The organism is Kingella sp. SNUBH-2017, assembly GCF_028680565.1.
Taxonomy (GTDB): domain Bacteria; phylum Pseudomonadota; class Gammaproteobacteria; order Burkholderiales; family Neisseriaceae; genus Kingella_D; species Kingella_D pumchi.
In genome coordinates this window covers 60,336-72,874 of the sequence record NZ_JAPHVK010000010.1, presented here as the reverse complement: position 1 = coordinate 72,874, position 12,539 = coordinate 60,336, and the positions used below count along the sequence as shown (strand labels likewise).

11 protein-coding genes are annotated in these 12,539 nt (G+C 52.2%); 4 read left to right on the top strand and 7 right to left on the bottom strand.

Features of this window, described 5'->3' with window-relative positions:
• Positions 1 to 6 precede the first annotated feature (6 nt).
• Both rhuM and glyQ read right to left on the bottom strand, forming a co-directional pair.
• Positions 7 to 993: a RhuM family protein gene (gene rhuM / locus OP500_RS08610; RefSeq protein WP_274070720.1), complete on the bottom strand. Its 987-nt coding sequence runs from the start codon at positions 991 to 993 to the stop codon at positions 7 to 9.
• A gap of 35 nt (positions 994 to 1,028) precedes the next feature.
• Positions 1,029 to 1,940, bottom strand: coding sequence for a glycine--tRNA ligase subunit alpha (glyQ, locus tag OP500_RS08605; RefSeq protein WP_274070719.1), 912 nt, complete (start codon positions 1,938 to 1,940; stop codon positions 1,029 to 1,031).
• Positions 1,941 to 2,119: 179 nt separating this feature from the next.
• Between glyQ and OP500_RS08600 the strand changes: the two genes are divergently transcribed.
• From OP500_RS08600 to purB, 4 genes are all read left to right on the top strand, one after another.
• A complete protein-coding gene (locus OP500_RS08600; RefSeq protein WP_274070718.1) occupies positions 2,120 to 2,827 on the top strand; it encodes an OmpA family protein in 708 nt (235 codons plus the stop codon).
• 329 nt (positions 2,828 to 3,156) lie between these two features.
• Positions 3,157 to 3,711 (top strand): GNAT family N-acetyltransferase, encoded by a 555-nt coding sequence (locus tag OP500_RS08595; RefSeq protein WP_274070717.1) that lies wholly within the window; start codon positions 3,157 to 3,159, stop codon positions 3,709 to 3,711.
• A 72-nt stretch (positions 3,712 to 3,783) separates the two neighbouring features.
• Entirely contained in the window at positions 3,784 to 4,023 is a 240-nt protein-coding gene (locus OP500_RS08590) for an EexN family lipoprotein (protein WP_274070716.1), read from the top strand.
• 84 nt (positions 4,024 to 4,107) lie between these two features.
• Complete coding sequence (purB, locus tag OP500_RS08585; protein WP_274070715.1) at positions 4,108 to 5,478, top strand: adenylosuccinate lyase; 1,371 nt, start codon at positions 4,108 to 4,110, stop codon at positions 5,476 to 5,478.
• Between the two features lie 237 nt (positions 5,479 to 5,715).
• Here the strand turns inward: purB and OP500_RS08580 are convergent, their stop codons facing one another.
• The 5 genes from OP500_RS08580 to alaS form a co-directional block, all read right to left on the bottom strand.
• Positions 5,716 to 6,213: a YbhB/YbcL family Raf kinase inhibitor-like protein gene (locus OP500_RS08580; protein ID WP_274070714.1), complete on the bottom strand. Its 498-nt coding sequence runs from the start codon at positions 6,211 to 6,213 to the stop codon at positions 5,716 to 5,718.
• A gap of 124 nt (positions 6,214 to 6,337) precedes the next feature.
• Positions 6,338 to 7,159, bottom strand: a complete 822-nt coding sequence (locus OP500_RS08575) for a CPBP family intramembrane glutamic endopeptidase (protein WP_274070713.1) — start codon at positions 7,157 to 7,159, stop codon at positions 6,338 to 6,340.
• A gap of 412 nt (positions 7,160 to 7,571) precedes the next feature.
• Positions 7,572 to 8,687: a GapS4b family protein gene (gene gapS4b / locus OP500_RS08570; protein WP_238746674.1), complete on the bottom strand. Its 1,116-nt coding sequence runs from the start codon at positions 8,685 to 8,687 to the stop codon at positions 7,572 to 7,574.
• Positions 8,680 to 9,624, bottom strand: a complete 945-nt coding sequence (gapS4a, locus tag OP500_RS08565) for a GapS4a family protein (protein WP_238746675.1) — start codon at positions 9,622 to 9,624, stop codon at positions 8,680 to 8,682. The genes gapS4b and gapS4a overlap by 8 nt, the downstream gene beginning before the upstream one ends.
• 76 nt (positions 9,625 to 9,700) lie before the next feature.
• The gene (gene alaS / locus OP500_RS08560) at positions 9,701 to 12,325 is read right to left on the bottom strand and encodes an alanine--tRNA ligase (RefSeq protein WP_274070712.1); all 2,625 of its coding nucleotides are present in this window, start codon (positions 12,323 to 12,325) and stop codon (positions 9,701 to 9,703) included.
• Positions 12,326 to 12,539: the final 214 nt, after the last annotated feature.

Sequence of the window (12,539 nt, the reverse complement as noted above, 5' to 3'; positions counted from 1 at the left end):
TGGTTTTCAGGCTGCCTGAAGCATGTGCATGATCAGGCGGATCAGGGTGTCTTTTTGTTTAGGGTCGGACTCGGCGACAAGCAACGTGAGTGCGGCCAGGCCGGTGTCGTTGATGACGGCTTCGCCGCGCGTGTTAAACAAACGCCCGTTGCGGTGCAGGAAATCGGCAAACAAAAATGCGCCGCTGCGTTTGTTGCCGTCTGAAAACGGATGGTTTTTGACGACGAAATACAGAAGGTGCGCGGCTTTGCTCTCGATGCTGGGATACGCCGGTTCGCCGAATACGGTTTGCTCTAAATTACCGAGCAGTGCTTCAAGACCGTCGTCGCGCTCGCGGGCAAACAGCTCGGTGGCTTCGCCGCGCGCCATCAGCTGTTGTTTAAACTCCGCCAAGGCGGCGCGGGCTTCTTCAACAGTAGGCAGCTCGCCGCCTGCTTGGGCTCTGGGTTCGCTGAGCAGGCCTTCGTCGTATTGTTGCAGCCAGAGAAAGGTTTGCGCGTAACGGCCGATGATATCGACCAGCCCGCGCCCGCTCTCGACTGTTAATTCGGGCGAAGCGGCGGTTTTGCGGATAAGGGCGACGGCCTGCTCCAATTCGGCGGCGTTTTGCTGCAAACGGCTTTGGTTGAGCGCGTAGCCTTTGAGCAGGTAGTCTTTCAGGCGGGCGGTCGCCCAGCGGCGAAAGGCGACGCCCTGCGGCGATTTGATGCGGTAGCCAACAGAGATAATCATATCCAGGTTGTAATGTTCAATCTCGCGGTTAACCGAGCGTGAGCCTTCTTGGCGAACTATCCGGAATTTCCGGATAGTTGGCTCTTTCTCCAATTCGCCTTCGGCAAAAGTATTGCCGATATGTTCGTTTATGGTGCGGACGTCTTTACCAAAAAGCTGCGCCATCTGCGCCTGCGACAGCCACACGGTTTCTTGGCCGAAGCGCACTTCCACCTGCGTTTGGCCGTCTGAAGTCTGATAGATTTCGATGGGATTATTCATGGTTCCAACCTTTTTCAGGCAGCCTGAAAACCCGTTCAAGCTGCCTGCGCCTGCGCTTTCAACAGCGGAAAGCCCAGCTTCTCGCGCCCTTCCACATATTTCTGCGCCACGCTGCGGCTTAAGGCGCGGATGCGGCCGATGTAGGTGGCGCGTTCGGTTACGGAAATCGCGCCGCGTGCGTCTAATAGGTTAAACGTGTGGCCGGCTTTGAGTACCAGCTCGTAGGCAGGCAGGGCAAGCGATGCGTCTTCGAGCGCGAGCAGGCGTTTGGCTTGGGCTTCGTAGGCGTTGAACTGCTCGAGCAGCCAGGCGGCGTCGCTGTATTCAAAGTTGTAGGTGGATTGTTCGACTTCGTTTTGGTGATACACGTCGCCGTAGGTCAGGGTTTGGCCGCTTGGTGTTTTTGTCCACACGAGGTCGTAAACGTTTTCCACGCCTTGCAGATACATGGCCAGGCGCTCGATGCCGTAGGTGATTTCGCCGAGCACAGGGGCGCAGTCGATGCCGCCGACCTGCTGGAAATAGGTAAACTGGGTGACTTCCATGCCGTTGAGCCACACTTCCCAGCCCAAGCCCCACGCGCCGAGCGTGGGGTTTTCCCAGTCGTCTTCGACAAAGCGGATGTCGTGGACTTTGGGGTCAATGCCCAGCTCTTTCAGGCTGCCTAAATACAGGTCTTGGATATCGGCGGGCGCGGGTTTGAGCGCGACTTGGAATTGGTAGTAGTGCTGCAGGCGGTTGGGGTTGTCGCCGTAGCGGCCGTCTTTGGGGCGGCGGCTGGGCTGCACGTAGGCGGCAAACCACGGCTCGGGCCCGAGCGCGCGCAGGCAGGTGGCGGGGTGGGACGTGCCGGCGCCCACTTCCATGTCGAAAGGTTGCAGGATGGCGCAGCCTTGGTTTGCCCAATATTGTTGCAGTTTGAAGATGATTTGCTGGAAGGTAAGCATGGGTTTTCTGCCTTGCACGGTCGTCAAAACGGCGCATTTTACTGTGCGGCGGGGGGATTGAACAGCCGCGCCGCTTTCAGGCAGCGTGGCGCGCCGGCAGCGGCGGAAAGTGTAAATTTTCGCCAAGCTTCGTATATAATGGCGCCGATTTTCAACACCCGCCTATTAAGGAAACAGACATGGATTTCGAACAAAAAGACGAAGACCGCAAAAAACGCCGTGCCGCCATCCCTGCCGCCGCCGAAGAAGGCGACAAAACCCAGCGCTTCGGCCTGCTGCTGAGCCTGGGCTTTGCCACCCTGACCGCAATTGCCGTATTGGCGCTGGCCTTTGCCTTCAGCGGCGACGATGAAGGCGACAGCGCCGAGAGCGAGCAGGCTTCCGCCGTTGAAATGATGGAAGACGAAGCAGCCAGCGTCGCCACCGCCATGGCCGAAACCCAAACCGAAGGCATGACCGCCCCCGCCGACACCGCTTCCGAAGCCCAAACCGGCGATGCCGCCGACAGCGCCTCCAACCCCGCCGAAGTAATTCTGGCACCCGAAACCCAAGCCGCCGGCGAAGCGAAAACCGTGGTGGAAAACGGCATTGTCAAATTCTACTTTGCCACCGGCAAAGCCGAGCTGGCGCCCAATTCGCTGGACGCGCTTAAAGACGTGGCCGCCGGCGTGAAAGAAGGAAAAAAAGCCGTGGTTTCGGGCTATACCGACAGCACCGGCAACGCCGAAATCAACGCCAAACTCTCCAAAGAACGCGCCTTCGCCGTACGCGACGCCCTGCTGGCCGCCGGCGTGCCCGAGAGCAGCATCGAACTGCGCAAACCCGCGTCCGATACCGGCAGCGGCAGCAAAGACGAAGCCCGCCGCGTCGAAGTCATATTGGAATAAACCCCGCAACCAAGCAGCCTGAAAACCCGATACCGGTTTTCAGGCTGCCTGATTTGAAGCCTGCCTTTCGACCTTGTCGGCCTGTAATTAAAGCATCGCAGTTTTCAGGCTGCCTAGTTTGCCAAACCAAAACTGCGACTGCGTCTGCCGCAACCCGCCCCAAAGGCAGCCTGAAAACCTCCGACACCGCTCGGAATCCGCCCAAACGGCGTTATTCCCGCGCAGGCGGGAATCTTGTTGCAAAATCGGGCTTCGGACGGCTTTTTTCAGCATGGTCAAATATCAACCCAGATTCCCGCCTGCGCGGGAATGACCTTATTGGAGATTTTATGGTGCATCAAGCCGCTTCAGAAACGGATGGCCGGCAGACCCCGAACCAAGCCGCTACCATCTCCTTCACCATCCGCCCTGCGCACGCCGATGAAGCGCCGGTGCTGGCCGCCATCGAAGCCGCCGGTTTTCCGCCTGCCGAAGCCGCCAGCCTTGAACGCATCAGCGAGCGCCTGCGCGTGTTTCCCGAGCAGTTTTTTGTAGCCGAAGCAGACGGCCGCGCTGTGGGCTTTATCAACGGCTGCGCGTCCGATTTGCCCGAGCTGCCCGACGCCTACTATGCCGATGCCACCCTACACCGCCCGCACGGCCGCTATGCCGCCGTTTTCGGCCTGGTGGTGCTGCCCGAATACCGCGGCCGCGGCATCGCCGCCGCCCTGCTGCGCCACTACACCGACAGCATGTGCGGGCGCGGCAAAGCCGGCGTGATCCTGACCTGCAAAGAACATCTGGTCGATTGGTACGGGCGCTTCGGCTTCCGCAACCACGGCATCGCCGATTCCAAACACGGCGGCGCCACCTGGTACGATATGAAATACATTTGGGCGCCCTAGGCAGCCTGAAAACGGTTTCAGGCTGCCTGACCACCCATCACCAACCCGTTTTACCCGATTAAGGAAACCGCCATGAACAAACTCCTGCTTTCCGCCACTCTCCTGCTCATGCTCTCTGCCTGTGGCGACGAAGCGCACGATGTGCAGTGGTATCTCGACCATCCGGCAGAACACGAAGCGCAGATGGTCAAATGTAAAAACGACCCCGCCAAACTCAAAGACACGCCCGCCTGCATCAATGCAAACGAAGCGGCACGGCAAAAAGTACGCAGCAGCAATATTCTTCAGCAGCCTTACCAACGCAAGAATTAATCCGCAATCCAAGGCAGCCTGAAAACCATCCATCCCGTTTTCAGGCTGCCCATCCCGTTCAAAACCCACCCTTTAAGGAATCCCATGATTACCCCCCTGCTCGCCCTTTCCCCGCTCGATGGCCGCTATGCCGCCTCCGCCGAAGCCCTGCGCCCCGTGTTTTCCGAATACGGCCTGATCAAAGCTCGCGTGCGCGTGGAATTGGAATGGCTCAAAGCGCTCGCCGCCGCGCCGCAAATCGGCGAAGTGGCGCCGTTTTCCGCCGCCACCGTCGCCGAAATCGACGGCGTGATTGACGGCTTTTCCGTGGACGACGCCCAAGCCGTCAAAGCCATCGAAGCGACCACCAACCACGACGTTAAAGCCGTCGAATACTGGCTCAAACAGCGCTTCGCCGCCAACGCCGAAGTGAGCGCCGTAAACGAATTTATCCATTTCGCCTGCACCAGCGAAGACATCAACAACCTGTCCCACGCCCTGATGCTGCGCGAAGCGCGCGATGCCGTGCTGCTGCCCAAATTCGCCGAGCTTACCGCCAAACTGCGCGCGCTGGCGCACGATTTGGCCGCCGTGCCGATGATGAGCCGCACCCACGGCCAGCCCGCCACCCCCACCACGCTGGGCAAAGAAATCGCCAACGTCCTCGCCCGCCTGCAACGCCAAATTGCGCTGCTGGAAAAACAGGAATTCCTAGGCAAAATCAACGGCGCCGTCGGCAACTACAATGCCCATCTCGCCGCCTATCCCGATGTCGATTGGGAAAACCACTGCCGCCAATTCGTCGAAAAATCATTGGGTTTGACCTTCAATCCCTACACCATCCAAATCGAGCCGCACGACTATATGGCCGAGTTTTTCCAAACCATCGGCCGCACCAATACCATTCTGATTGATTTCAACCGCGACGTTTGGGGTTATATTTCATTGGGTTACTTCAAGCAAAAGGTGAAAGAAGGCGAAGTCGGCTCCTCCACCATGCCGCACAAAGTCAATCCCATCGACTTTGAAAACTCCGAAGGCAACCTCGGCATGGCCAACGCCGTGCTCGGCTTTCTCGCCGAAAAACTGCCCGTATCCCGCTGGCAGCGCGACCTGACCGACAGCACCGTGCTGCGCAACATGGGCGTGGGCGCCGGCTACACCCTGCTCGGCTTGAACGCCTGCCTGCGCGGTCTGAACAAACTCGAAGCCAACCCCGCCGCCATCGCCGCCGATCTCGACGCCACTTGGGAACTGCTCGCCGAACCCATCCAAACCGTGATGCGCCGCTACGCTGTACCCCAGGCCTACGAGCAGTTAAAAGCGCTCACCCGCGGCAAAGACGGCATCACGCCCGAAACCCTGCAAGCCTTTATCGCAGGCCTGGCAATTCCCGATGAAGCCAAACAGGCGCTGCTCGCACTCACCCCCGCCGGCTACACCGGCAAGGCCGAAGAGCTGGCGCGGCGCATCTAAAAGGCATCCGGGCAGGCAGCCTGAAAGCCGCCGTCCCAAACAAAAAAAGGCAGCCTGAAAACCTTGACACGGGTTTTCAGGCTACCTTTGGGCTTTGGGGAGCCGAATCAGTTTTCAGGCTGCTTTCGTTCGGCATTACTCTTTACCGATCCGATATTGCCGTCAAGTGCCGTAAATATTTTCAGGCTGCCTTTCCCAACAGGCAGCCTGAAAAGCAAAGGGCACATTCAGAGCCGGCTAGACGTCGTAAGTGCCCATTACCGAAGCACTCGCCAACACATGGCCCTGCATCGCAAAGTGCAAATCGTTAAAACGGAAGCCCTGCGGCAGGTTCAACTTGGTATCGAGCGCATAGACAATCAGCTCGTAGCGGTGGCGGCAGTTGGGCGGCGCCATGCCGCCGTAGGTCGAAGCCTCCTCGATGCTGAGTTTGCCCAGCACGCTCGCCCAACTGTTCGCGCCCTGCACATAATCCGTGGCGGCGATGCTGTCGTTTTCCGCCACCGACGTGCGCGTCAAATCGGCAATCAGCCAATGAATCCACACAAAACCGCTGGCGGTAACGGCATCCTTGTCTTCCAGCACCACGGCAAACGACTGCGTACCCTGAGGCGCGCCGCTGATTTCAAAAGGAATCGAATAAGTCGGCATCCCGTTCGGACTAAACTGCCCGCCCCGCTTGCCGTATTTATCTTCAAACTCACCATTAACAATGGCCGCACTCGTTACTCTCATGGTTTTCTCCTGTCCGGTTACAAACGAAACGACCCTATTCTAACCCAAGGCGTGCCGTCATAGGTTGGATTGATAAACCCAATATCTTGGCAGAATTGAAGGTTTTGTTGGATCATGGCCCAGCCTACGCCTGCTTGCTATCAGATGAACACATTGCCTTACGCCAAAAAACCATCACGATTGCCGCCGCAATGATGATAATTCCGTATGGAATCATACCGTTGCCGTTTTCATATACCGCCCGTCCGCCTGGAAAGCCTGTACGCGCGGTATTGGCAACCGTGTGGCACGCAATCAATACAAATACCGAGCCGCCGCTGCCGTTGTACAGCCATACATAGATAATCCTCACGGCAACCGTCCCTGCCAGCCCCCACGCGATCAGTTCGGCAGGCTGCCCCACGGCAATCATGGACGGCAAATGCCACAATGCCCACGGCACCCCGATAATCAGCGCCGTAACGAGCGGGGTAAAACGCCGTTGCAGGCTTTCCGTAGCGTAGGCGGCATAGCCCAATTCCTCGGCAACTGCCGCGATAAAGAACATGACGAACGCACCGGCAAGCGGCGCAAACGATACGGATAAGGCAGGTATGGCTTTTCCTGTTTGGCGTATCGCGACATAAGTCAGCAGATAAAGCAGGGGAAAAATCAGTATTGCCGTCCAAAAATAGACAGAATGCTTGATCCGCCCGTAATCAAACACACGCCCAAACAGGCTGCGCACCGCCGCCATTCCGCCCTCGCGGTAACGCAACAACGCGGCGGCAACCGTCGGGGTGAGTGCCGCGCCGATGTCGGTCAGCGGCAGATTATCAGGCAGAGGACTGTGTTTGAGAAACAAAGACAGTAGCCAAAACGGCGCGCTCAAAGCGTACACCAGCAAAAAGTATTGCCACGGATGCGAATAACCGGCTGTCGGTTTTTCTGAAGAGGGGATATGCATATTATTCCTGTTCGTTCGGTCAATAAGTTGGCAGGGGAGCAGGTACGGCCTGCTGCATGATGTACAGTATAAAAATATTGCGCGTTTTTTCCAATCATCATGAAAAGCAGCCTGCACTTCGATTTTTGAAAGTGCAGGCTGCTTTCGATACTAGAGAGGTCGTCTGAAAATTATTTTTCAGACGGCTTTGAGATTACGGGTAATATGGGGATTTCGTTGGATCATGACCCAAGCTGCGTTTGCTGCCGACTGAATTACGGCATGGTTTGGAATCATTCGGCAACGACAAAACCGCGTGCGTGCGTATCGCACACACCCTACACCTTAATCTTAAGGTTTGTTTTGCCCGCAGGTAGGGTGTGTAGCGTAGCCACGCACGCGGCTGGCATGTATGCGGTCACAGTTGCCACATTTACTCTTGTTGTATAGGACTATTTCGGTATTTTAGGTACATTTCTAATTTATATTTTTCAAAGGATTCAATAATAGATTTCTTCAATTGGTTTTTAGTTATATCATCATTGTTTGTTTCAATATTTAAAATTGTAAGCTTAAGTATTAATTCTATAGGAATTCCATTTTTATCACTAGAAAATTCAAATTCTATTTTACAAGTTCCTGTTATATCATTATTATCAATAATGTAATTACATTTTATCCCCATTAGTTTGATGAAAGGATGTATTGATTTATCCTGAAAGAAGAAAGTAGAATGCAAATCCCTGCCCTTCATCTTTAAATCATCTATCTTATCTTTCATCCAAGTAATATGCTCTGGTAGATTCGGTATATCTGCATCAGGAGAAAAGTGGATGTCATCGGTATCTTTAAATTTAAGTATTGTATACCTCGCATTTTGAGATAGTTCTTGAAGAAATTTTATTCTAGAGGCATTATTAAAATCTAAGAACTTTATAGTTACTATTTCATCAGTAGGTTTTACATAGCCATCATTTTTAAAATTTTGAATTAATTTTTTAGATAGAGCATCTCCAAAATCCATAGTTTCATTAGAAGTATGTGTTAGAGAAATATTCAATGAATTAGTTTCTCTATCTAATTTTAACTCTATCCTCCCTTTATGATAAGTTTTGTTTTTACTTAAGTTGCTGATAAGGTTATCTCTTTCAATTTCAAATTCCACATATACATGATTATTATTTAATGACGTAAAGTCAGTAATATCAGATAATCTTAGTGTTCCAAATTCATCATTTAGTATTGGGCTAAAATCAAAATTCGTTGGAATACAATCTAGTAAATCTAGGTCAGTATCCCATCTAATTGTTCGTGTTTTTAATTTTGGTGTTTCTTCTTTAGTTTTTAAGCTTTCTTTGATTTCTAAGAATTCCTCTGGTGATAATCCCGTTTTAATAAGAGTTATAGCAGCATTTTCTTTATCACTGGAATATGTTATTACCCCTCTACTTCGCAAAATATTTTTTATATCAATAAATTTGATAGATGACTGCCCTATTAATTGTCTTAAGAAGTCTCTAGTAGGCAATAAAATTTCATTGTTACTCATCTTTATATAAACTCCTAAAATCAGGGGAATATGATTTAATCGAAATAAGATTTTCAGGCTTTTCGACATTTACTAGAGCTGTTCTTACTTCTGGCTCATGCTGACTTGCAATATAATTTGGAAAGAGAAAGAGATATTTACAATTCATTTTTGCAGTATATTCATCAGCTGCCTTTATAAGACGCCGTAACGAATCACCATCAAAGTTTTCAGAAGAAGCCAAACAAAAAGTGTCAATAGCCTCTGTATCACTATTATTTTTTAGAATAACTGGAATAATTGGTGACGTTAGAAATTCAACAGGTAATACCTTGCCATATCTAGGTATATCAGCATCCTGATAACTTAAAGATGTTTCTGGGTAATAGAAAAATATTTCATACCTATTATTACTCCTTAAGAATTTCATCAAGTTGAATATAAAGTTAACTTTTTTATTATCTATAACATGTACAGTATCAAATTTCCAATCGGATTCCAAATTAATATTCGCAATTTTTGTAATTAAGTTATCATAGGTATTCTCATTGCTCGATAACCAAAAAAGAACACCTATATCCTGATGTTTTCGTATGTTATTAAATAAATTCTTACGCTCAGTCTTTAGTTCCGAATGTTTAAAGCACTCTAAAGTCTGAACCAAATCTTGCATATAATCTTTAAATTGATTTTTTGGATTATTAGGGTAAGAATTATTTGTGTGTTTTACAGAAACAATTATATTTTGTATTGTATTTTGTTCTAAAGGTGTTTTATAAGTAAACAGGATATCAATACCATGTGTATTTCTCTGCCTGGAGTTACCTTTAGCATGTCTTACTGCTTTTTGACATGAAAGTGTAAGATTATTTTCAACCTTATCCCAACCAATTAAATTGAGGAAGTTATCTACTATATTTTCACCTATCTCACCAATTGTTTTAGAATATTCACCCATGTTGTACTCCTAATTAAATTTGAAAAATCAGCTAACATCTATAAATATTTCAAACTGCTTTAGTTTGCCTTATTTGTTAAATCAGTTTACTGTTTACCCAACCTTCCAAACTTCCCAGCATTTCAGGCAGTTTCGCAGCATCCGTACCTCCTGCCTGTGCCAAATCCGGTCTGCCGCCGCCTTTGCCGCCGACTTGTTCGGCTGCGAATTTGACCAAATCGCCGGCTTTCACTTTGTTTGTCAGCGGTTTGGATACGCCGGCGCACAGGGAGACTTTGCCGTCGTTTACTGCCGCCAAAAGAATCACGGCGTTATCGGATTTGCCGGTTAAATCGGTAACGATTTCGCGCAGGGCGGCTGCGTCGGCTTCGATTTGGGCGGCAACGAGTTTGGCTACGCCCAAGTCTTTGGCTTTGTCCAAGAGTTTGGCGCCTGCGTGGACGGCGAGTTCGGCTTTGGCTTTTGCCAACTCTTTTTCCAAGGCTTTGGCGTTTGCGGCGTTGGCTTGGATTTTGGCGAGTACGTCTTTTTCGGTTTGGGCTTTGACTTCGGCGATGATGTTTTTCATCAGGCTTTCTTGGTTTTGCGCCCATGTCAGTGCGGCTTGACCTGTGATGGCTTCTACGCGGCGGATGCCTGCGGCGATGCCGCCTTCGCTGATGATTTTGAAGAAGCCGATGTCGCCGGTGCGGGCGACGTGGGTACCGCCGCACAATTCGATGGAGTAGTCGCCCATGGTGATGACGCGGACGAAGTCGCCGTATTTTTCGCCGAAGAGCATGACTGCGCCTGATTTTTGTGCGTCTTCAATGGACATGGTTTCCACTTTGACGGGCACGTTGGCGATAATTGCGGCGTTGACGCGGCGTTCGACTTCGGCGATTTCTTCCGCGCTGATGCCTTGCGGATGGGAAATGTCGAAGCGGGTCAGCTCGGCGTTTTGCAGGCTGCCTTTTTGTTCGACGTGTGTGCCCAAAACATCGCGCAGGGCTTTGTGCATCAGGTGGGTAACGCTGTGGTTGCGCATGATGCTGTCGCGGATGTCGTTGTCGATTTCGGCGGATACGGCATCGCCCACTTTCAGACGGCCTGATACGACTGCGCCGAATTGTCCGTGTACGGCGGCTTTGATTTTCTGCGTGTCTTCGACGCGGAAGCGGTTTTCGCCTGTGAAGATAAAGCCCACGTCGCCGACTTGGCCGCCGCTTTCGGCGTAGAACGGGGTTTGTTCCAAAACGACCACGCCTGCTTCGCCTGCTTGGAGTTCGTCCACGGCTTCGCTGCCTTTGTATAAGGCGATGATTTTGGTGTCTTGGCTGCGTTTTTCGTAGCCGGTGAACTCGGTGTCTGCGCCTGTGTAATCCAGTTGCGCGTTGGCTTTGAAGTTTTGCGCGGCGCGGGCGCGGGCGCGTTGGGCTTCCATTTCGCGGTTGAAGCCTTCTTCGTCCAAATCGATATTGCGTTCGCGGCAGATGTCGGCGGTCAAATCGTATGGGAAACCGTAGGTGTCGTAGAGTTTGAAGATGATTTCGCCGTCTAATTTGTTGCTGCCTTTGGTCAATGCGTTTTCCAGCAAAGCCATGCCGGTTTCCAAAGTTTGGGCAAAGCGGCTTTCTTCGTTTCTCAGGGCTTCTTCAATTTGCGCTTGTTTCTCTTTCAACTCAGGATACGCGTCGCCCATTGCTTTGACCAAATCGGGCACGAGTTTGTAGAAAAACGCTTGTTTCTGACCGAGTTTGTAACCGTGGCGCACGGCGCGGCGGATGATGCGGCGCAGTACATAGCCGCGACCCTCGTTGGAGGGCATCACGCCGTCGGCAATCAGGAAGGAGCAGGAGCGGATGTGGTCGGCAACGACTTTCAGGCTCGGCTCGTCCATGCTGAACGGCGCGCCGGTTTCGCGGGCAACGGCTTTGAGCAGGTCTTGGAAGAGGTCGATTTCGTAGTTGCTGTGAACGTGCTGCATCACGGCCGCCATGCGCTCCAAGCCCATGCCGGTATCGACGGACGGCTTGGGCAGCGGGTTCATATTGCCTTGCTCGTCGCGGTTGAACTGCATGAACACGCAGTTCCAAATTTCAATCCAGCGGTCGCCGTCTTCTTCAGGGCTGCCGGGAATGCCGCCCCAGATTTCTTCGCCGTGGTCGTAGAAAATTTCGGAACAAGGGCCGCAGGGGCCGGTGTCGCCCATCTGCCAGAAGTTGTCGGATGCGTATTTCGCGCCTTTGTTGTCACCGATGCGGACGATGCGCTCGGCAGGCATACCAATTTCGTTCAGCCAGATGTTGTAGGCTTCGTCGTCTTCAGCATACACGGTCGCCAAGAGTTTTTCTTTGGGGATGTTCAGCCATTCGGGGGAAGTGAGGAACTCCCAAGCGAAGTGAATGGCGTCGCGTTTGAAGTAGTCGCCGAAGGAGAAGTTGCCCATCATTTCAAAGAAGGTGTGGTGGCGGGCGGTGTAGCCGACGTTTTCCAAGTCGTTGTGCTTGCCGCCTGCGCGCACGCATTTTTGTGCGGTGGTGGCGCGGTTGTAGGGGCGTTTGTCAAAGCCCAAAAATACGTCTTTAAACTGGTTCATGCCGGCGTTGGTGAAGAGCAGCGTGGGGTCGTCGTGGGGGACTAATGACGACGAGCGGACGGCGGTGTGGCCTTTGGATTGGAAGAATTTTAGGAATTTTTGGCGCAGTTCGGTGGTTTTCATGGTGTTTCGCTATTTTAGGTTTAGGAAGCGGCGGTCAAACCGTTTTCAGGCAGCCTGAAAAAACGGGCTGCCTGAAAACGGCGGCACCTGCAAAAGCAGGCGGCCGCAAACAATTAAAAACAGGGTGTTATCTTACCCGAATTTACACGGCTCGCCTACACGGCGGCAGCAAAAATCTGCATGGCGCTATCGGTGCAATTTACCGCTTTCAGGC